The sequence below is a fragment of the Gimesia aquarii genome, assembly GCF_007748175.1.
Taxonomy (GTDB): domain Bacteria; phylum Planctomycetota; class Planctomycetia; order Planctomycetales; family Planctomycetaceae; genus Gimesia; species Gimesia aquarii_A.
Genome location: NZ_CP037422.1, coordinates 6,115,440 through 6,138,219, shown reverse-complemented (window position 1 = coordinate 6,138,219; position 22,780 = coordinate 6,115,440). Strand labels below are relative to the sequence as shown.

Here is a 22,780-nt window from a genome sequence, read left to right as displayed (position 1 = left end):
TGTTATATACATTTTTTTTATTATCATTTACTTCCGGTACATTTTAGGAAGATCTTTAGACGGAGTTCTCTACCAATAGAATAGGCCAAATGAATAATGAAGCCAAAGGTATCAAACGATTAATGGGTCAGGACTTATTTTTAATCGACCTGACCCATTATTGGCTCTTATTGGATACCCTTATGAAACTATACCAGAACAATACGAAGGTCGCATATTTCATCTTCTGGATAACTGTAGCCGTTAACATCCTCTTGGATTTCTCTCTAAAAAAATTGTTCAACTATAATCTGCTGTCGGGGTCTTTAACTACACCTAAATTGATTCATTTTATTATCACAAATCTTTTGTTTTTTTCTGCGATCATGATCTTATTTTTTTCGTCATTTCATTATAAAAATATTCGACACAAAAAAATGAGCATTATCTATGGCCTATTCATTTTCATTATTCAATTAGCATGCAATTTTGGTATGTATGTGCTGATAATGTTGCTTTATCTAATCGATATAATGCATAGGCGATTATAATTCACTATATTAAAAATAATAAAGGACAAAAAAGGGGCAGAAGGGTCGGGACTCGTTTTTTACTGAACCTCCCCTAGCCTATATCTTCATAAATACCATGCTTTATTCAAAGTGGTCAAAATGGCGAATCACCCTCTGGTTAATGGCTGTTTTTTTCTCAGTCTTTTTTGTCTCCTACGTAAAGATCAGTTTAGAATATCCTGGAAGTGGAGGTTGGGGGGGTTCTATATTTAGCATTGTTATAACTATATTTAATATAGTTGTTATCATGATTGATAATACGGTATTGGTAGCAAGATTATTTATGAAACGTATCTCAACTGATTTTTTCTTAGCTTCAGTTGGAATTAATGTAATAATATTTTTTTTAGCGATACTCGGACTTGGACTGTTGATACACTAAATAAATAGCCATCAGAAGATGATGACTTTGTCACCTGGCCGAATACGATTGATGATGACAGATCAAAAAAGGGTCAGGACTCATTTTTAATCGACCTGATCCCTTACATTTCCGCAAGAGGGAATGACTAGATGAAAATCAAAAAACAAATTAATCCGGTAAAGGTTTGGAAGTGGACAGTAACCTTACTAGCTCTGATTTGTTGGAGTCTTTTACTATTGGGATGCCTTTCAGGTAATGAACAGTTTATTCGATGGTCTTCAATCTTACTAATACCACTAATCTTATTTAGTATTATTCCTTTAATCGGTGGAGCATTGGTCATTTTTTTTGAAAAACGAAGACGCTAACCATGTAGCATAAGAAAGGCGATTAAGGGCGCAGGACTCATTTCCAATAGACCTGCCCCTTATTTAATCTAGCAATTGTTAAGTGACTCATAATTTTACAAAAGACATTATCCAGCCAAAGGATTGGCCTGAATATGGAACCACGGAAGTTCATCTTTAAAAACACATTGAGTCCCGGTGATATCGTCATGCTGACCGCGGCAGTCAGAGATTTGCATCGGGCGTATCCTGGTCGATTTATAACCGATGTGCAGACAACAGCGATGCAGATCTGGGAGAACAACCCCTACATTACTCCCCTTGATCCTCAGGAACCAGGTGTTACGACGATTAAGATGCATTACCCCCTTGTGCATCAAGCAAATACCAACTCCTTTCACTTCATCCACGGGTTTACCCAGTATCTGGAAAAGCAACTCCAGCTCAAAATTCCCGTCACGCATTTCTGTGGCGACATCCATTTAGCAGATCAAGAAAAACGCTGGATGTCGCAAGTTGCAGAAACCGGATTTAAAGGGAATTTCTGGATCATGATGGCCGGGGGGAAATATGACTTTACCGCCAAGTGGTGGAACCCCGCTTTTTATCAGCAAGTGGTCGACCATTTTCGTGGTCGGATTCAATTTGTGCAATGCGGTGAAGCAAAACATTTTCATCCCCCTTTAAAGGGCGTCATCAATCTGATTGGTAAAACCGATACCCGACAGTTCATCAGATTAATGTATCACGCCGATGGCGTTGTTTGTCCGGTAACGTTTGCCATGCACCTGGCAGCCGCCGTCGAAACCAAACGAGGAAAACCAAAAAATCGAGCCGCCGTCGTTTTGGCCGGAGGGCGAGAACCTGCACAATGGGAAGCATACCCACATCATCAGTTCATTAATACCAATGGTGCGTTGAGGTGTTGTGATCAGGGAGGCTGCTGGAAATCACGCTGTCAACCAGTGGGCGATAATGATCCCAAAGATCAGGACCTTTGTTTGTATCCAGTTCAAATCAACAAAGATCTGCAAATCCCCAAATGCATGAACATGATCACACCAGAGGATGTCATTCGACGCATAGAAATGTATTACGAAGGTGGTGCCCTTCAATATAATGATAAGGATGTCAATACAAACTCAGTTGAAGTTCCAGAAGCACTCGTTGCTTAAAGCGGAAACCATCCCTCATCCCTATTCAGTACTTTAAAGAGAGATGTGCGAAGAAGTATGCCAAGTTATTCCTTTATTACAGTAACCGATTACGCTTTTTTTCCTGGCACACTTGCTACTGTGAACAGTGTATTACACTATCATCCAGACTCAAGCATTCATGTCATTGTCAATGAAAATAATCCATTGACGGCTCCACAAATGGAATGTTTAAAAACTGATGATCATGTTAAGCTGATTAGTTCCCAGGAATTGGAAAAGAACTCTCGATTTATTAATGCCTGGGAATTAAAGGCGTACGCTTGCGAGGACCTTTGTGAAGGGTATGACGTCGTTATCGGAATTGACTCGGACTGTCTCTTGTGCAGTAATGTCGACGATGTCATCGAGCGCTGTCATCAGAGCGGCGGTTTCCTGGGAGGTGCAGATGGAACCGGCACTGATTATGGCATTAAATATCAGATCTATGGAATTGATGCACCGGTACACAATCCGAAGTACATGAGCACGTCTCTATTCTTCTGTGCGGTGACTGATGAAAATCAACGAATTCTGAAACAGTGGAGTGAATGTTGTAATGCTGCTGAATTTAATGGTCAGGGATCTCATCCTGGTCATGGAGACCAAGGTGTCCTCAACGCGATCCTTTTTGCTGAAGGACGCACTCAGGATATTGAGCTGTTACCCAATCACTTGTGGAGTCAGCATTGGGTTTATTGGAATTCCATTATCAGCTTCCTGGGTAATCAGTTTATCAATTGTTCGCAGGAAGATGCTCCTCAAAGATCTTTTCATTGTGGAGGGGCAGAAAAATATTGGTCAAAGAGTCATCGAGAACGGATCTTTAATGGATATGCTTTGCAAACCTATCCCTATGTATGGTTCCTGACGATGTTTTGGTTTGGAAAGTGCAGCCATTGGAAAATGGATCCTTTTCAATATCTTCCCGAAGCAAGCCACCATTTAGTACAAGACTTAATAGACTTTCTGCCGCAAATAATTCAATTGTATCCAGAATCACGGATCCTCTGGGAAGAGTTGGAAGAGCCAATCTTGGAACGCATTGTGAACGGCGTCCATCGCATACTAAGTCTGGGGGGAGGTAGTATGTCTGAAGTGATTGAATTGGTGAAAAACAACCCTGGAATTAAACGGTATGCAGAAGTCGGCAGTTATGAGGGGGGCTCCATCATGACTTTGGGTGTCCGCTTTGCTAATCGTGATTTGGATTTTTATTCCGTTGAATCGTTTATGGGCAATCTGGATGGGACTATGGACGGCCACCAACTTCCATCACGGTCTCGTTACTTGGAGACGTTGTCTCGTTTTCCTTCTGTTCGTGTCAAATTAATACCCGGTGATTCACGATACGCGGTAAATTTATTTGATAATGCAAGTTTGGATTTTGTGTTTGTAGATGCCTGTCACGAATCACAAGCGGTTTTATGCGATATTGGTGTCTGGATGCAAAAGATCAAACCAGGAGGAATCATTGCCGGTGACGATTATGACTGGGACTCGGTAAAAGTTGCTGTTCATGAAAAATTTAATGAAGTTCAAAGCACTCCTACGGGACAAGTATGGTGGACTCGTATTACTTAATACGGAAACCCAATTCCTTTAAAATGTTGATCGTTCAATAAGGTAATATGGCATGGATGCTTGTAAATTTCGAAATATTTCAAACTGGTCAGTCGGCATCACAACGGCTCCTCGTAAGCAGCCTACGTTGTGCCAGACAATTGCCAGCATCAAAAAAGCGGGATGGGAACGACTGCAAGTATTCGCAGAACCTGGTGTCGAGATTCCAGAAGATTTCAATGACCTTATTTTTGTACAACGCTATGAGAGGCTAGGTGCGTTTCCCAATTGGTATCTTTCATTGACAGAAATGGTACTGCGAGATCCTAAAGCAGAAGCATATTTGTTATGCCAGGATGATGTCCTTTTCTCTGAAAACACACGTGAATATCTTGAATTTAAACTATGGCCCGCTCCAGAAGTAGGTGTTGTTTCGATTTATTGTCCCAGTCATTATCAGCAAAAGATAACACCAGAGTTTATTCGAGAAGATCGAGGATGGAGAAGCTGGGGTGCGCTAGCCTATATCTTTTCAAATCCGTCGGCTCGATCACTGTTAAGTGATTCTGCTGTTTTGAATCATCGTGATTTTGGCCCTGCGGATGGCTTGAAACATATTGATGCCGTTGTGGGCCTTTGGTGTGAACGAAATCAATTACCATACTTTGTCCACTCACCTAGTTTGGCACAGCATATTGGTGACACATCAACAATTTATCCTACTGCCTCAGTGAGAGGGCATCGGAAAGCAGACCAGTTTCTCAAGAAAATTAGATGACCCTTAAATTTGTATGGTTGTTTTAATTTTCAATTAATCAGAGAGTGCCATGGAAAAACAATATTCAGATGAGGAAAACGAAGACTTTCTCAAGGAGCATTTTGAATCAACAAAATATCGAGGACGGCTGGAATCACCAACGGTCAGTCAACATCTTTTGAATCGTACTTGCGGTGATAGTGTCACTCTTGATTTAAATATCGTGAATAACCGAATTGAACAGGCAAGAGTTGTTTCACAAGGATGTGTTATTAGTCAATCAGCGGCGTCTATTTTGTGCGAGTCAATAGAAGGGGAGTTACTTTCGGACCTAAAGAATTTTGATGTCAATATGATGCTCAAATTCATCCGGATCCCCTTGTCTCCACAAAGAACACGATGTGGGCTCCTTGCTTTTGAAGCATTGAAGCAAATCATGAGTACGATTGAATAAACTGGTAAAAAGGGACTTACATTGATGAAAGCGGAATGTCTCGAATTAGAGATTTTATTATCAAATTCAGAAAGTAAAGCCGAGAAAGGTAGTACTAATGGTAATAGTTCAAATTGTGACTTGACTAAATCGATAGAAGAAATACTCTATTCGATTTTATTCTTAAAAGAAGAACTAAATAAAAATCGAATTTCTCATAATAATCAAAGAGCGATCGCGTCCGATCTAATGAATATCATTTCACAAAACCAAATTCTGTGGAATCAAAGCGAACTTCTTTTGAAATTAGACGGACATTCATTCCCACAACATGAGAGCTTCGCAGAATTAATTGAACAAATAAGATGTCGTCTTGAAATCTACTTTCAGAATTCACGACCAGATTACGAGCTGAAGCATCAACAAGTTAAAAAACGAATCGAACGTTGGGAAAGAAGTTATTACTTAAATACAACCATCAAAACATTCTCAACCGATTCGTCGCTTCAAGATTTTAAAAACACGGTTTCAATAAAATTAATTCCGAAAATGAATGGAAATCCTGTCAGTAAAAAAGATACAAAAACAATTCAACTTCAGCTACATGATGGACAATTAATTAATCTGAGTCAGCAAAAGTCACTCTGGGATTTGCCAAAGAAAATTGAGCGCAGTGGCGAAGTAAATTCATATAATTATGACATTGACGTCTTTATTCCCTATCACGAAAACACGAATATGCGGGAAGGAAATATTGTTAATGAGAGCATCAATCCGTTCGCTTCGTCAGATGACAGATTGAATCAACGCATTAATAAAATTCCGAATCAAATAAGCAAAGGTAATAATAACTTACAAGAATCTGTAGCGATCATTATCACAAGCCATAATTACGGACATTATCTGAGTGAGTGCCTGGATAGTGTGATTGGGCAAACACATTCTAATATAGAAATTATTGTTGTTGACGATGCCAGTAGTAATGATGATATTTCAAAGAAAATTTCTAATAAGTATGGTGTAACGTATTTGAGAGTTGAAAACAAGAACGTGCATCAATCAAGACACGATGGCTTTTTGAATACAAACTCTGACTTCATTATCTTTCTGGATGCTGATGACATTCTTTCAGAAGATTACGTTGAAAACGGTCTGAAAGAGTTTTCAGAAAGAGATGTCGGTGTTGTCTATGCAGACTGCCAGCATTTTGGAATATCAAATAAAAAAACTAACTTTCCCGAGTACTCGAAAGACCTGTTGCTCACCGGAAACAATTTCGTGAGTTGTTGCTCGATTATAAGAAGAGAGGCACTGCTGCTTTGTGATGCCTGGGACAGACAGATCGATGATGCCGCTCTTGCCGAGGACTACTGGATGTTTCAAAGGCTGGCACTTGACGGCTGGGACTTTAAAAAACAAATTTCAATATTTTACTATCGAATGCATAGTGAGCAGCGAAGCAAAACCCAACGAAAACTACTGACAAATCATGTGTATTTTCATTCGCACGGAATCAATCACCAAAACATAACCTTATTTGTACCTTTGGCTGGCAGGGCATGGGCATGGAAAAGGATGAAAAAGTATCTGAACCGACAACAATGGCCCCACGATCAAATAAATCTTATCCTGTGTGATACCAGTAGCAACAAAGTTTTTTCAAGAGAGGTAAAACAGTGGGTAGCCGATTGTGATTATACCGACGTGAGATACTACCAGCTGAACGTAGGTGTTCCGGGACTAGCGGATGCTAATAGACGCAATCGGGAAGTCATCACACAAGTCCGGCAGGCTGTTTGTCGTATCTACAATAAGTTGCGAGCGCAGTTAGAAACTCAGTTTTGTTGGATACTCGAGGATGATATCGTTCCTCCCGATGATGTTCTAGAAAGGTTATTGAAACATTTTAATGCTGATGTAGGGAGTGTCTCGGCACCTTATGCTTCGAGGTATCACTCCGGGGCAATCGTCTGGTTGAAAGACGGTATTAAAAACAAGGTCAAGGTTTTAAGAGCGGAAGCCCCGAGTGGTGATGAGAGTCCAGTGACTGAAATACGGGGTTCCGGTTTTGGCTGCCTGGTTGTTAGATCGGAGTTATTAAAGAAACATGTCATGGCTTTACCTTCCAGCGAGAGCGATCTTGATCCCTATTTTTTTAGCAGAATGGGTGATGAGTGGCGAAGGATATGCGACTGGTCGTGTCGCTGTGAACATTACGAAGAGAGCAAGGTATTTAAGATAAACTAATGACAATAATTCCTGAAGACATACAAGGCTGGATGACTACAACTGAACTGAGATGGTTGCAACAACGGGCAGATAAATGCCATGTAATCATAGAAATTGGTGTCTGGAAAGGGCGCTCTACACTTGCTCTGTCTGAACATTGCCATGGTATTGTTTATGGAATTGATCCTTATATAACAGCAGTTTCGGACCAACGGTCAGATATCATTATTGCTGCTCAAAATAACTTGCAGCAACCAATTAAGCAGGGCAAATGCTTTTTAATCGAAGCAACATCGAAGCAGGCGTTGCCTCTCATGGAGAAGCTGCTATGGTCACGTAAAGCGGACATGGTGTTCATCGATGGGGATCACACGACAGACGCAGTGAGTTATGATATTGAACAGTACAGAAAACTGATTCGCCGTGGCGGTATACTTTCCGGACACGACCGAGACTATGTTGGAGTGCAAACAGCCCTGCAATCATTACTTCCTGATTACAAAAACGGTGCGGGATCAATCTGGTACACCGAAGTCCAAGAATAATACATAGGTATTGGAGAAATTTATGCTACTACAGGGACCTGAAAACTGGCCAGATGGCTGGTGTGATATTAATGAAATGAAGATGGAACAATGGTGCCTTGGTTTTATTCATGGAGAGGAGGCTGCCCAATTGCTATATGATAAACTGCAAGGCAGTCAACCTGTGAATTTACATCCCTGGGGAGACTCAGAAGTCGCTCTTCTGGGAGAGGAGTCGTTAAGCAAAACGCCTGGAGTCAATCCAGAAGCTCTACAGAAATTGACTGCAGCAGGAGGCTGGACAATAGAAGACCGCAACTACTTCAGGGCAGATATGGGAAAAGCCATCTGCGATACCGATATCCTGATAGTTAATATGCTATGGCAAGTTTATGTGTCTGTTACAATGGTCGCATTCCAACAATACGGTATTTCTTGGGACTCTAACAGATTTACCCATTCAACTGGAGAAAAAAAGAAGGTCGATTTGGCAGCCTGTTATAGGTTGGCTGAATATGGGTTATTCTGGAAGGCGTTAAGAGATCGAAAAGTGTTAATTATTTCTGGATTGGCTCCGATTGTTGTTGAAAGATTGAGAGACAAAGAATGGCTGAAAGCACAAGGTTGTACATGGGACTTTGAAGTAATTGGTGGCATACAGTGTCCAAGCACGTTTGAGTCGAAGATTCCACATTGGCAACAGATGAAGCGGCTGATGGCTGAGTATGAGTGGGATATAGCGCTTTCGTCATGTGGAGCAACATCGATTGCGGTAGGAAATTTTGCGGTAGAACTTGGGCGAAAGAGTATCGATATTGGTGGTGTTGACATGGTCATTTCTGGTAAGCCTAGAGAGTGTGTGAAAGGAATCACGCCCATCCCGCACAGCCGCACTGATTTTTCGAATCGAGGGTTAAAGGTGAATTATTCTAACCTTTGGATTGAATAAACTGCATTAGTTAAGACTTAATCTGACATTCCTTTCTGTTAGTGGTTAAGAATGGATCTGTGCAACGAAGTGAAAGTGAGTGTAGCGAACCAAACGAAGTTGCACAAATCATCGCCACGCCTCATCAAGCTGCTTTCCGCTCAAACGATTTTACTAAAAAACCGATGTGTGAATTTACTTGAACTTCATCGAGTGAAATTTTCTCAATTACGTTTGGTACGTCTGGAAGATCTTGATTACGCGAAAAGGTGTGAGTTTTCCGCAAGGGTAGAATGTCTGTTTTAACATTCGTTTTCGCGGAATACTGAATTTTCTCCCATTTCAGCAGTGCAGTTCGCAACTTGATTCCCATAAACTCTTCCGCGAAATCAAAATACCGACATCCACTGGGATGCTGACCGATTCACTGTGATCGCCCCAAAGACAAAGCGGTACGGCAAGGGAACGCGAGTTGTACCTTTATTCCCTGAGTTGCGGCCATTTCTAAATGAGGCATTCTTAATGGCGTATGAAGGCGAACAGTGGGTTGTTCCAATGCTTGGTGGACATGGTGGTAAGAACCTGGGAACTACATTTCAGAAGATTGTGCGGCGTGCTGGTGTCGAGGAATGGCCAAAACCTTTTCAAAACTGCCGGTCAAGCCGACAAACAGAACTCGAACAGCAGTTTCCCACCTACGTGGTTTGTGCCTGGCTTGGAAACACACCAACAGTCGCCCGCAAGCACTACCTGACTGTAACAGACAATCACTTCGATGACGCTGCCGGCAAAACTGGGGACGCAAACACCCGTTATGACTCGCGGCGACTCGCAAAAGAAAAGACGAGCCGTTCATAAAGTGCTAGAAAATACGAGTTTTTCGAAAGTTGTGGCCATTCTTGAAAATGGCCAAGTAGCGGTGGAGGGATTCGAACCCCCGACACGCGGATTATGATTCCGCTGCTCTAACCGACTGAGCTACACCGCCAAAATGGGTTGGGACAGACTCTTGAATATAGTCCCTATTCTAATGAATGTTGCACGAAGAGAAAAGCGATTCTCCAGTGCTAACTTCCTTAGTTATCTCACTTTATCGGCAAAATACCGATGAAGAATCGACAGCTTAACAAATTCTTTGCGGACCGCAAGTCAATCAGCGTTTTCAACTAGAAATGTAGCCGAAATTGGTTGATTGTGAGGCATTTCGCGTGGCGTTATACTCGTCTGCGACAGATCAACCGCATTTGAATAGCTAGTGGAGCACCTCAATATGAGAAAATGGTTTCCTTTCTTTGTTGTACTTAGTTTCCTGTTTCTGAGTGCTGAGCGGTCTGAAGTCAATGCTCAGGAAACAAAGTCCCCTGCTCTGAAAACAATCACCAAAAACGTTGTCTTTCAGCGAGGTGATGGTGGTTATCACTCATTCCGTATTCCGGCTTTGGTTGTTTCGACCAAAGGAACCTTGCTGGCATTTGCGGAAGGACGGAAAAACAACTTACGTGACAGTGGAAACATTGATCTGGTTCTCAAGCGAAGTACAGATCATGGTAAAACATGGTCAGAATTGTCTGTTCTCTGGAACGATGGCGAGAATACTTGTGGCAATCCCTGCCCGGTCGTTGATCAATCAACGGCGCGTATCTGGTTGCCTTTGACTTGGAATCATGGTAAGGACCACGAAAAACAAATCAAAAACAAAACCTCGCGGGATACGCGACGTGTTTATATGAGTTTTTCAGACGATGATGGTTTGACTTGGAAGACTCCTTATGAAATCACCAAGTCTACGAAAAATCGGGAATGGACCTGGTATGCCACTGGACCCGGTAATGGAATTCAACTAACGCGTGGAGCACACAAAGGCCGACTTGTGATTCCCTGCGATCATAATGTGACGTTGGATGGCAAAGTTGTGCGTCGGTCGCATGCGATTTATTCAGATGATCATGGCAAGTCTTGGCAGCTTAGCCAACCAATCGGTGAAAAAACGAATGAATGTGCTGTTGTTGAATTAGACGATGGTCGTCTGTTGATGAATATGCGAAGTTATCATGGTAAGAATCGGCGGGCAATTGCGATTTCAGAAGATGGTGGAGCTTCATGGTCCAAAGAATCACTCGACTCTGCGTTAATTGAACCGGTATGTCAGGCCAGTCTGATACGGGTGCGTTTTCCTGAACCGGGAAAGCGAGGGCAAATTCTGTTTAGTAATCCTGCCAGTAAACAACGCGCGAAAATGACGGTTCGATTAAGTGAAGACGAAGGAAAAAACTGGGCTTCCTCGCGACTGGTAACACCAGGTTCAGCCGCCTATTCCAGCCTGGCGGTATTAGCTAATGGGAATATTGGTCTGCTTTACGAACGCGACGGCTATCAGAAAATTGAATTTGTTGCCTTTGACTTGGATCAATTCCAAACCGCACGTTAATCAGCGTGTATTTCGCTCATTTATTTTAAACATGAAAAGAAAAGTTGGCTTATATGGATACATTACTCGATCGTTTTCTGCGTTATGTAAAAATTGATACCCAGTCTGATGAAACAAGCCCGACATTTCCCAGTACGGAAAAGCAATTGGTATTAAGCCGCATGTTGTTTGAAGAGTGTCAACAATTGGGGCTTGAAGAGGTGACAATCAACGAATTTGGCATTGTGATGGCAACCGTTCCAGGAACCGTTGAGAGAGATGTCCCTGCGATTGGTTGGGTAGCGCATGTGGATACCTCACCTGAATTCTCAGGCACAAATGTCAAACCAATTGTGCATGAAAACTATGGAGGTGAAGATCTGGTGCTCCCGGGAGACTCTTCGCGAGTGTTACGAGTCAGTGATGAGCCTCGCTTGAAAGCGATGCAAGGCAAGACGGTCATTACGACAGACGGAACGACTTTGTTGGGAGCTGATGATAAATCAGGTGTGGCGGTCATGATGTCTGCTGCTGCGGAATTGATGTCAGACCGTTCAATTCAACATGGTCCCATCCGTCTCTGTTTTACCTGTGATGAAGAGATTGGTCGGGGGATCGAAAAGTTGGATTTGAATGCGTTTGGTGTCTGTTGTGCATACACACTGGATAGTGACGGGAGTGGACGCATCGATTCTGAAACGTTTTCGGCAGATCAGGCAGTGATTGTCGTGCGTGGGGTAAATACTCATCCTTCTGTCGGGAAAGGCGTGATGGTCAACGCGAATCGTATCTTGTGCGATTTGATTTCAAAATTACCGACGGAAACGCTCAGTCCTGAAACGACAGAGGGCCGAGAGGGCTTTATCCATCCTTATCATCTGGAAGGAAGTGTCTCTGAGGCATCTGCTCGCTTGATCTTGCGAGATTTTGAGACGGAAAAACTAGTGGAATATGCACAGCTCCTGGAATCGTTGGCAGCTCCTTTGCGAGCCCAGCACCCGAAAGCAGAAATTACGATAACCATTCACAAACAGTATCGAAATATGCGCGATGGCTTGCAGAAGGAGCCTCGTGTGTTGCACAAAGCGATTGAGGCCACACGCGCTGCTGGGTTGGAACCTAAGTTGGACGTGATTCGTGGAGGAACAGATGGTTCTTTATTAACCGAAAAGGGATTGCCGACTCCCAATCTTTCCAGTGGTCAACACAATCCTCATTCTCCTTTGGAATGGACAACACTTGAAGAGATGCAACAGGCGGTTGCCGTACTGAAACAACTTGCCATTCTCTGGGGGCAAGAATGTTGAAATTTCGAAACGTGGAACATACTAAATGTAGAGTTGAGTCGATTTTGTCTGTTTGTTTTAATAATTCCTGAAGGAATCGCTTAAGGTTCGGTTATGCCAATCGTACGGATTAGGAAGCCTGGTGAAAGGTAACTGACCCTCCTCTGTCTATAGCCGTAACGGGTTAAGGCAAAACAACGGCTCTCAAGTGAGCTGTTCGATTCTCTGCTTTTGAATCGACATTTAAAAATAAAACGATTATGCAGATCATGCAACATCTTCATGAAAACGATTGTTTGACCATCGATTTTTTGTGGCTTATGTTAAACATATCGGCAAGATAATTGTTTAATATACGTTGTACATTTTTGTGCAGCGCGATCCGGCGCTTACTTTCCTGCTTGCTATTGATGAGCCCTGCTTGTGGCGGCCATCAGTAACAGGATGAATCGCTGGAATAGAGGGGGAACTATGTTTTCAACTACTAAGACGCGGCTTCTGAAGAGTCTGCAATCAAGTAATATATGTGTTTATTTATTGGGATGTTCGTTAGCATTGGCTTCAACTTTTGCCTATGCAGACCCCGGTGAATTACCCATTGTCATTCCTGTGACACAAAGCCAGGCCATTGCTAAGGGCGAAGAGTTTGAGCAGACACGACAATGGATTAAGGCAATTGAGCATTATGAATCGGCTTTGAAAAAGTGGCCTGAGAACAACAATATTAAATATGGTCTGCGTCGTGCCAAAATTCATTTTGGTATCGATCGACGTTACACGGATGACAGCTTCTCTAAAGTTCTCTTGTCTCAGTCTCGACGTGAAGCATTCATTCTTTTCGACGAAATTTTATCAAAAATTCAGTCACATTTTGTCGATCCGCTTAGCACAACATCGTATGTAGCGCATGGTACTGAGAGTCTTTATCTGGCGCTTGCGAATGACGAGTTCACCAAAACACACTTGAGTAATGTACCACCTGCAAAAATTCGTGCAGTTCGTCGTATCTTAAGAGAAAAGTATTGGAACAAACAAGTTTCAAGTCATCACGGGGCACACCAACTGATTAATGAAGTTTGTGATTTGTCTTACCAATATCTTCAACTACGTGACACGGCAGTGGTCTCTGAATACATGTTTGGTGGTTGTAATGCACTCGATGATTACAGTAGTTTTCTGACTCCTGAACGTCTGGGTGATCTTTACGATAATATTGAAGGAGAGTTTGTCGGTGTTGGCATCGAGATGAAGGCGGAAATTGGCGAAGGGATGTTGCTCATCAATGTTCTGCCAGACAGTCCCGCTGAACGGGGAGGCGTGTTGCCGGGAGATCATATTGTTAGCATTGATCAAACAGATTGTCGAAACATGACAACTGATCAGGCTGCCAATCTCTTACGTGGTCCTTCTGGAAGTCAGGTTGTTTTAGAGCTGGAAAGTCCGGATGGTGGTGCGACGCGTGTTGCCAGAGTCACGAGAAAAGCGGTTCAGGTGAAAAGTTTTCCGATTGTGAAGATGCTTGATCAAGACAACGGCATTGCTTACATTAAAATGTCAGGTTTCCAGAAAACGTCTGCTTCTGAACTGGATGCTGCGTTAAAAAAATTGCATGGCCAGGGAATGCGATCCTTGATTTGGGATGTCCGTGGAAATCCCGGTGGTTTGCTTTCAGCGGCGGTCGAGGTTCTTGACCGATTTCTGGAAGAAGGCACATTAGTTTCGACTCGTGGACGTGTTTCAGATCAGAACTGGAGTTATACGGCTCATCGTCCTGGAACTTGGAAGATTCCATTAGTATTATTAGTGGATGAGAACAGTGCCAGTGCTAGTGAAATCGTGGCGGGGGCTCTTACCGATCATCGTCGAGCGACTGTGATTGGTCGTAAGACTTATGGTAAATGGTCGGTACAAAGTATCTTTCCTATTCGAGGTTCGACTGGTTTACGTTTGACAACAGCTAAGTTCTATTCGCCTCAAGGAAATACTTATGGTAAGATCGGGATCGAACCCAAGATCACGGTTGAGAAAGATGAACTGCAAACGGCCATGTATGGTGCGACACGTGAGCAACGACTGGCGGCAGACTCTGACATCAAACGTGGATTACAAATCCTGCAAAGGCAATATGCAGTAACACCATGATGGATGAACGTGCCACCTGGCTCAGACAAGGAAAAGGACCGACTCCCGATTTACGGTGGTCATTCTCGACAGAAGCTCCTTTACTTGCGTTGGACTTGGCACGGGAAACAGGAGAACTTCTGGCCGCCGATATTTCAGGCGGCCTTTATTTATTAGATCGACAGGGACAGTTCCTGCATCTAAATCGCGGTATTAAAGACGTACAGCTCGTTCACTGGAGTGACCGTGGTAAATTGGGAGCCGCAATTTACGCCGATAATAATATTTGTTGTTTTGATCGCGATCTGAATGTGTTATGGGCGATTTCTTTTTCTGTTGAATGTTTAGCAATTACGATGGACTCTTATGGTGACTACATCGCCGTGAGCATTGCCAGTGGAAAAACGATTCTCATAGACTCACAGAAGAAAAAGGTCTCTAGCTTTGAAACCATTCGCCCTCTCAGTTATTTGCAATTTCAAGTCACAGAGCCACATTTAATCGGTGCTGCAGAGAATGGTTTGCTCTGTTGTTACGACTTGGAAGGTAATTGCATCTGGAGTGAAAAACATTGGTCCAATTGTGGCGGGATTGCTCTCGCCGGTGATGCACGTCGGATTTATCTCGCAGGATTCAACTACGGGATCTTAATCTTTGATCACGAAGGAGAGACGGCAGGTACACTTGTTTTCGAAGGAACACCAAAAGTGATTGCCTGTGATTATACGGCAAGTCGAATTGTCGCTGCGACCGTTGAGCAGGAATTGTATTGGTTAAACGAGGAAGGAAAACTTCTCTGGGGGGGCGCTATTCCAGACGACGCGATTGAAGTTGCCTGCGACCCCTTTGGTCAATGGTGCATTTGTGGCATGAAATCGGGGCTTGTTCAGTGCCTGGACTGGGCAGATGCAATATAAACCGACTTAACGAACATTCCGACGACAAAAGATGCTACAGGGCAGAAAGTTTCTGAATTCATTGTCTCAGAAATATCGAAAAGAAAGAGAGTCTATTTTGACTCTCCCCTTCCAACCCCTTATGATATATAGTCTTCCAGCTTCATGTAACTAATAGCATGAAATCAATTCTTGATTATTCAAAAAACGAATGCTGCAAGTGAAGCGTTTTTTGAATTTGTCGATTCAGACAGTTCTGAGGTAGGCGATGGCCAAGCGGAATAAGGAGACTCCTGAAAGGAAAAAACGCCAGTCCGCGCGCGTCCCCAAACTGGAATCACTCGGTAAGTATCAGATTCAAAAAGAAATCGGTGCCGGAGGCATGGGAGCAGTCTTTCTTGCCCGGGATACGACATTGAATCGGCTGGCTGCTTTGAAAGTTTTACCCCGCGACAAAGCAGAGAATCCCGTACTTGTTAAACGCTTTAAGGCGGAAGGTCAAGCAGCCGCACATCTGCGTCATGAGAATATTGTTTCTGTTTATGATGCGGGCGAAGAAGATGGTTATCTTTATATTGCATTAGAATATGTAGAGGGTACGGACTTACATAATCTGATCAGTAAACGGAATCGCGTTCCAGTTCGCCGTTCACTGGAAATTATCACGCAGGTCACAAAAGCATTGGCTCATGCCTATCAGCAGGGCATTGTGCATCGAGACATCAAGCCTGCGAATATTCTCATTCGGCAGGATAGCGTCGTTAAACTGACAGATTTAGGGCTGGCGCGGTCAATTGATGATAATACAGAGACAAGTATTACGCGGGCCGGTACCACTGTGGGGACAGTGGATTATATGGCGCCAGAACAGGCGCGAGACAGCAAGGCTGCAGATATTCGGAGTGATATCTACTCTTTGGGATGTACCTGGTATCACATGTTAACTGGGCGTGCTCCCTTTTCCGAAGGAAGTCTGACCAATAAGTTGGCTGCGCATGCTTCCACTCCCCCACCCGATCCACGGCAGTTAAATGACCGAGTACCTGAGGGAATTGTGGCCATTATTCAGCGGATGATGGCAAAATCGCAAAATGATCGATACCAAAACCCCGAAGAGTTACTGGAAGACTTAAAAAATTCAAACCTAAAACGATCGAATGTCGACAACAACGTTCTGGAAGCACTGGCCAGTGATGAATCGGATAGTGAGCAGGCAACACTTGAAACTATTGCAAATGAATCGTCAGATAGTAGTGATTTTCAAATCAATCAATTTATGCCCGATTACAGTAGCCCAACTGAGACAACCGAAGAAGAAACATCAAGCCGTCTCAGTACCAGCTTCGATTTAGAGAAGTTGGCTGCGGAAGTAGAGATTGAATCGGAAACTCTTGTGCCCGAGGTGAAACGTTCGCACAAACGTGTAAAAAAAACTGTTGAGCCAGAACCAGCTGCCGATGAAACAACCGAGTTTTCGAGAACACAAGATCCCGCTTCTCCAATTGAAGAAGGTTCGGTGATTTCTGATTCTGCGATGAAAGCGAGGGAGACTGCACGTTCGAAAAAACAAGAAGCCCCTGTCAAGCAACAAAAGCGAACAAAGCCAACTTCTCAGAAGCCTAAAAAGTCTCGGAGAGAATCTGTAGCGGCAAGCCGTCCTCAGAAGTCTTCTCGGAAAAAGGTTCCAGTTACTCCGAGCGATACATCTACTTCCGAAACTGGTGTCGCCGTAGATTACATACAGATTGCCAAGCTAATTGGTGGAATGATCCTGTTGATTCTACTGATCTGGTGGGGCATCAAAACTTTTAGTTCATCCGCTCCTACTCCACAGGGAAAAGGGAACAATCCCTTTGCATCAGCAGATCAGCAGCAACAGCAGCAGGCAAATCTAGACGACTCTGAAGCTCAGAATCCTGATGAAAACACCGATCAAGCAAAGTCGATTGATGATGATTCGAGCCAGAAACCGGTTGGTGATTCTGATGACAACAGCAACGCGGAAAAGAGTCAGGCGGCTGATCAGAATCAAAAACCGAATGAGAAGTGGCAAAATGTGGCAGTGCGAGGTCAGGAAAAAAAGCATCTGCCTCGATGGGGTACTGGATTCATGTCGCTCAGGGGAGGCAATGGCAGCAAAGCATATCCCAATTTACCGCTTTTGAAAGTAGCTAAAGGGAAGTCAGAAGCCGGGATCTATCAAAGTTTGAATAGTGCGATGAAAGCTGTCACTTCAAAAGGAGCAGTGATTCGTCTGCTTGGCCAAGGACCTTTTCTACTGAAACCACATCGTCTCCAAAATATCTCAGAACTCATTCTTATGGCGGATTCGGAACAGAACCCGGTTGTAGTGATTCAGGCGGATGAAGTCACACAGAAGCAAACAGAACTAAATGTGATCTCGTTTTCTGGTGGAGTACTTCGTTTACAAGGCATTCATTTTTTGTGTGATGTTTCTCAATTTCCAGATTCTGGCACATGCGATATTTTTAAGATCAATCAGAGTGACATCACATTTCAGAACTGTTCTTTTGGGTTGATTGGAGCGAATCAAAAAAGGACCTTTCGGTTGGTAAATTCAATCGGTAAGATTCGTGCAACAACAGCAAGGCCTCAAGGAGAAACACGTATTCTCCTGGAAAATTCTGTGATTACAGGTGACGAGCTGAAAGCAATTCATGTCGACCAGCCTTATGCTGACGTATTGGTTTCGAATTGCTTTATTTCTACGAAGGGAAGTCCTTGTCTGGAGCTGGCATCTCAGGAGATAAAACCCAAATCCAATAGCGATTTGGAAGCACGTAATGTTCCGTGTATTTTCAGAATCTTTTCCAGTACCCTGCTCTCTGACCGTTCCATATTTGAGTTGAATGGTCCAATAGAAACAAAAAAATTAAATCAACCTGGACAGGATGCTACAGCAAAAATCTCACCCTTACAGACCGATATAATCGTCGTGAATTCTGTTTTGATAGGCAATCCAAAGGAAAAGCAATCATCCATGGTTTCTTTGATCAATTGGCCTCAGGATAAATTACGCGCACAAAATAAAAGTCGTTTCAGTGGGCTCAAATTTCAATTGGAAAGCAGTTTGCTGTGGGGGTGGCCTCTCTATTTAAAATCTATAGATTCCGATAACACTCATAACATGTTTCAAATTGATTCTCACCGTATCTGGCAGCAAAGCTGGGGAGAAGTTGTATCAGAAGACGCATTTAATAATCAAATTCCTCCTAAAATGAGTGAATTACGTACTCCAGCTTTTGTGAAGTCTCTACTGGATTTTTCCAAACAGAAGAGTGTTTATGCGATTTCCGAAGGAGGACTGATTGCAGGCTGTGACCCTGCCAAATTAACATCTCTTTCCCAAGGCCAACTGAAACGAATCAGCGCGTATCAGGATAGACCTCAAAATTATGATCAACTTCGTAAAGTGTTCACAAAAGCGAAAACGGTTACCTTCGACATGACAAAAGGTGATCTAAGTGAGTTTCTCAAAAGTTCGGCAATATCAGGCCCTACGAATGTTCTCGTAAATGGCGAAGGAATTTGCTACACCTCTCCCATCATATTAGAGAATAAACAGGTACGTTTGCAATTTCAGCAAAAAGCAGGTGGTAGCCCACTTATCGTACAATTAAAACTGTCACCTTCTGCTACTCCAAAACGTTCTCGAGATAAAAAGTCGACTGCGATTTCTTCATTCTTCACATCAAGAAACTCGACTTTGGAGATGGTCGGTGGTAACTTCCAAATTGCAGCTGAACGAAGAGGTGTCATTCCTAAGCATTTTCTGATTTGCCAGAATAGTCGAGTGGCATTGGACCAATGTGTTTTGAAAGCGATGTTGTTCAACGAGAAACGCTTTCAATCTGTTGTGTATGTGGAGCCTGCTGCTGCGAAGCAAACGAGCCAGGTTATGATCGATCGTTCTTTTCTGACTGCTTCTGGAACGATTGTTGAGTCACGCGCATTACGACTTAGTCTAGAGATTCAAAATGGCCTCTTATTAGGATTGCAAAATCTTTTTACATTTGATGCACCAAGATCGGGTTCGCCGTCAATTCAAGTGTCTTTGAAACAAAGCACGTTTGCTCCAGGAGGATCTGTTTTTACATTTCAAGAGTCTCTCGGAACTTCAGCAGGCACAGGTTCTTTACAAATTTTTGCCGACGATTCGATATTTATGCCAGCACCCTCAACTTCCGCTGTTCGTGCAGATTTATCAAGGACTGTATCTTTATTTGCTATTCCCCCCTCTCTCCAGAAGAAAAAGTTAATCCAGTGGTGGGGTAGTTCGAATGGCTTTATGATTGAGCGGTTGAATTTACTGGCTGAGAGTGGGAATGCTTCTCAATCAACGAGCACCACATTTTTGGAGGCTATGAAAAGTCTATTCGGCGAGGAGGTGACTCAACGTCCGTTAGTTTCACCAGGAGGGATCATCTTACAAGAACAGAAGCTTCCGCCTTTAGTTAAAATTATGTCAAGTGATTTTCAACTTTTGTCAACTTGTAAGGCTGCAACCTGGTCGGAATTAAAACAGCCCATTGGGGCAAATCTATCTGAATTAGAACAGAACTTGAAAGGAAGCAGTAACAGCCGTTCTAAACCTGGACGAAATAAGCTCGCCTTTTAAAAAGCGATGGTTCTACAAGGTAGCAACTGGTGGATGATCTTCATCCAGACAGGGGATGGAGAGCGTGAAACGCGAGCCTTTCTCTGGTTCACTTTCGATTTTGATTTCGCCACCATGTTCTCGAATAATCTTCTGACTCACAGCAAGTCCGATTCCAGTGCCTCTTGCACCCTTTGTCGATTCAAACAGGTTGAAGATTTTGCTGATTTGCTCTTCTGGAATGCCTGCACCATTATCAGAAATCATAACTAAAATCTGATCAGATTTGGCTAAAAACGTGGTTTCGATCAGGACAATCCCTTCGCTCTCAGAACCTTCTACGGCATCAATGGCGTTGATCACAATATTCAAAACAGCTCGATGAATTCCCTCATGATCAAAAACAGAGTCTGGGAGATCTTCTGCCAGTTCACACTTTAGTTTAACACCACATTCTTCAGCCCGTGCTTGCATCAATTCATAAACGTCTTTGACGGGAGTGTTGATCGATCCTGGTTCCAGTGCGGGCTTTCGCTCTGTGCTGAAAGTGAGCATGTCCATAACCAGGTGATAGATTTTATTCTGATTTTTTTCAACAATGTTCCAGCCTTTACGTACTAAATCCTCTTCGGATTTATTCAGGCCCATGTCGATCAGATAACTACCGCCACGAACTCCCTGTAAAATATTTTTTATGTGGTGGCTCAATGTGGCAATGGTTTGTCCCATGGCGGCAAAGCGTTCCGCCTTTAACATGGCGTTTTGGAATCGATAGTTCTCAATTGCCAGTGCCGACTGACGCCCGATCGCTACCAGTAATCTCAGATGTTCTTCGCTGAATTTTTCAACGGCACCATTTTTTAGCAGGCTTTCAGGATGTGATGTTGTCGTATCGACATAAATGACCCCCATTAATTCGTGTCTTCCCTGCATGGGAACACACATGGCTTCACGGATTCCTGCCTGGAGAATACTGCCTCCTCCATCAAAACGCTGGTCTCGCTGTGCGTCCGAAGTACGGACTCCCTGTTTTTTATTGAGGACATAATCAACGATGCTATGAGAGACCGGCATACGCGATCCAGCTTTTATCTTTTCTCTACTACTATAGATCTGCGGAAGGATTTCACCCGATTGCGGGTCAGTGATCAACATACAGCCCCTGTCCGCGCCTACGGTATTTATTGTGAGGTCGAGAATTCGTTTGAGCAGTTCTTCCTGGGAGATGGTCGGGCTGACAGAAGCCTCAGCAACACGATAAAGCGCTTGGAGGTCATTTTGAACTTCATGTTGTGGAATAATTCCAGAAACGTCGGCTGTATCAAGAATCACAGAATCGAAGTGGTGATTTACTTCGTGTGTAATACTGGAGTGGTGAGATTCCTCATTGCTGATTAAATCGACCTTCTCAGCCATATAGCGGGAATCTTCATCGATTGATTGATTCGAAAAAAGAAGCAGGCTGCGACCGATTAAGATGTGGTCTCCATTGTTTAATTTAATCGATTGAATTTGTGTTCCATTTACCAGGGTGCCGTTAGAGCTATTCTGGTCGGTGATGATGTAGGAACCATTTTTGAATGAAATCAGGGCATGTCGTCTGGATGCTTCGGTATCCAGGATCCGAATTTCGTTTCGAACACCTCGCCCTACTCCCGCTGGTTCAGTGCCGAGCTTAAACCGAGTTCCCAAATCAACACCCTGGATTACCAGTAGCGTTGCTTTGGATACCTCTTTCTCAATAAACCTTTTCATTGTTTGTTGTTCCCAGCCAACGACTGGACCTGCAGCACGTTGAGATATTGTCTGCTATCTATTCAAAGTGAGCAAATATCTGGATTGATTCATTTAGATTATTCTTGAATAAGTTGAGTATCAGGATTCCCGCTAGTCAGCTCTTATATAAGCTTTGCAAACGTGCATCCACCATGGGGGGGACATTGTATCGCTTCATTGTTGCCATTGCTCATTTTGTGTAATTTTCACCCTAATTAGCATCATATCCCAATGGGAAGCCATGTTCAAATACTAGCTTCAGCCCGAACTGAGATGTGTGGGGAGAAATTACGTGTCGTCAATGCGTTGACTGAGGTTGTTGCAAGAGACTTTCAATCGAATCAATCAATTCGGCGTATTGAAATGGTTGAACGAGAAAGCGAGTGGAAGCAGTAGTATTCTCTGGTTTTGGTGCCTTTACTGAACCAATGATAACTTTGGGGACTTCGTTCCAACCGAGCTGATTTGTTGTGGATTCAGTCGAATCATCATCATGCACGATAATAATACTGGGAGTTTCTTGATGACCGGAAACTTCAACTCTGTTCTGCATTCGTACTCGATTAACCCGACAACCCTGTGGCTCTAATACTGCTTTCAGAACTTCTTCTGTTTCATTTAAACCATCAAAGACAACAATATGTTGACCAGTTACCACGTTTGGGGTCCTTCCCGTTTCGGCAATATACTGTGAAGATCATTTCACAGTTAAATTTTCAGCAAGCAAGGCCAGGAAGATAACTCTTATTAAGAATTCTGTCAAAAGCAGAATATCAGGCGGAATTCC

The 22,780-nt window shown here is 43.2% G+C and carries 15 protein-coding genes and 1 tRNA gene; 13 read left to right on the top strand and 3 right to left on the bottom strand.

Annotation, left to right across the window (positions count from 1 at the left end; genetic code table 11):
* The first annotated feature begins 1,417 nt into the window (after window positions 1-1,417).
* From V202x_RS23290 to V202x_RS23255, 8 genes are all read left to right on the top strand, one after another.
* The gene (locus V202x_RS23290; RefSeq protein ID WP_145179214.1) at window positions 1,418-2,437 is read left to right on the top strand and encodes a glycosyltransferase family 9 protein; all 1,020 of its coding nucleotides are present in this window, start codon (window positions 1,418-1,420) and stop codon (window positions 2,435-2,437) included.
* 57 nt (window positions 2,438-2,494) lie between these two features.
* Window positions 2,495-4,039: a class I SAM-dependent methyltransferase gene (locus tag V202x_RS23285; RefSeq protein WP_145179213.1), complete on the top strand. Its 1,545-nt coding sequence runs from the start codon at window positions 2,495-2,497 to the stop codon at window positions 4,037-4,039.
* Between the two features lie 52 nt (window positions 4,040-4,091).
* Entirely contained in the window at window positions 4,092-4,796 is a 705-nt protein-coding gene (locus V202x_RS23280) for a hypothetical protein (RefSeq protein WP_145179212.1), read from the top strand.
* A gap of 49 nt (window positions 4,797-4,845) precedes the next feature.
* Window positions 4,846-5,229: an iron-sulfur cluster assembly scaffold protein gene (locus V202x_RS23275; protein WP_145179211.1), complete on the top strand. Its 384-nt coding sequence runs from the start codon at window positions 4,846-4,848 to the stop codon at window positions 5,227-5,229.
* 24 nt (window positions 5,230-5,253) lie between these two features.
* Complete coding sequence (locus V202x_RS23270) at window positions 5,254-7,455, top strand: glycosyltransferase family 2 protein (protein WP_145179210.1); 2,202 nt, start codon at window positions 5,254-5,256, stop codon at window positions 7,453-7,455.
* A complete protein-coding gene (locus V202x_RS23265) occupies window positions 7,455-7,982 on the top strand; it encodes a class I SAM-dependent methyltransferase (RefSeq protein WP_145179209.1) in 528 nt (175 codons plus the stop codon). Before V202x_RS23270 ends, V202x_RS23265 begins: the two co-directional genes overlap by 1 nt.
* Before the next feature lie 82 nt (window positions 7,983-8,064).
* Complete coding sequence (locus V202x_RS23260; protein ID WP_145179208.1) at window positions 8,065-8,910, top strand: hypothetical protein; 846 nt, start codon at window positions 8,065-8,067, stop codon at window positions 8,908-8,910.
* Window positions 8,911-9,411: 501 nt separating this feature from the next.
* Complete coding sequence (locus V202x_RS23255) at window positions 9,412-9,747, top strand: hypothetical protein (RefSeq protein WP_145179207.1); 336 nt, start codon at window positions 9,412-9,414, stop codon at window positions 9,745-9,747.
* Between the two features lie 56 nt (window positions 9,748-9,803).
* On the opposite strand, the gene V202x_RS23250 is transcribed toward V202x_RS23255, so the two are convergent.
* A tRNA-Met gene (locus V202x_RS23250) sits at window positions 9,804-9,877 on the bottom strand.
* A 282-nt stretch (window positions 9,878-10,159) separates the two neighbouring features.
* On the opposite strand from V202x_RS23250, the gene V202x_RS23245 reads away from it, so the two are divergent.
* The 5 genes from V202x_RS23245 to V202x_RS23225 all read left to right on the top strand — a co-directional run bounded on the left by V202x_RS23245 (window position 10,160) and on the right by V202x_RS23225 (window position 20,238).
* Window positions 10,160-11,317, top strand: coding sequence for a sialidase family protein (locus V202x_RS23245; protein WP_145179206.1), 1,158 nt, complete (start codon window positions 10,160-10,162; stop codon window positions 11,315-11,317).
* Between the two features lie 53 nt (window positions 11,318-11,370).
* A complete protein-coding gene (pepT, locus tag V202x_RS23240; protein WP_145179205.1) occupies window positions 11,371-12,603 on the top strand; it encodes a peptidase T in 1,233 nt (410 codons plus the stop codon).
* Window positions 12,604-13,053: 450 nt separating this feature from the next.
* Entirely contained in the window at window positions 13,054-14,724 is a 1,671-nt protein-coding gene (locus tag V202x_RS23235) for a S41 family peptidase (RefSeq protein WP_232098663.1), read from the top strand.
* Window positions 14,721-15,620 carry a hypothetical protein gene (locus V202x_RS23230; protein ID WP_145179204.1) on the top strand — a complete coding sequence of 300 codons (900 nt, stop codon included), beginning with the start codon at window positions 14,721-14,723 and terminating at the stop codon, window positions 15,618-15,620. Before V202x_RS23235 ends, V202x_RS23230 begins: the two co-directional genes overlap by 4 nt.
* A gap of 247 nt (window positions 15,621-15,867) precedes the next feature.
* Window positions 15,868-20,238 carry a serine/threonine protein kinase gene (locus V202x_RS23225; RefSeq protein ID WP_145179203.1) on the top strand — a complete coding sequence of 1,457 codons (4,371 nt, stop codon included), beginning with the start codon at window positions 15,868-15,870 and terminating at the stop codon, window positions 20,236-20,238.
* A gap of 12 nt (window positions 20,239-20,250) precedes the next feature.
* Here the strand turns inward: V202x_RS23225 and V202x_RS23220 are convergent, their stop codons facing one another.
* A complete protein-coding gene (locus tag V202x_RS23220) occupies window positions 20,251-21,972 on the bottom strand; it encodes an ATP-binding protein (RefSeq protein ID WP_145179202.1) in 1,722 nt (573 codons plus the stop codon).
* Window positions 21,973-22,291: 319 nt separating this feature from the next.
* Window positions 22,292-22,651, bottom strand: coding sequence for a hypothetical protein (locus V202x_RS23215; protein ID WP_145179201.1), 360 nt, complete (start codon window positions 22,649-22,651; stop codon window positions 22,292-22,294).
* Window positions 22,652-22,780: the final 129 nt, after the last annotated feature.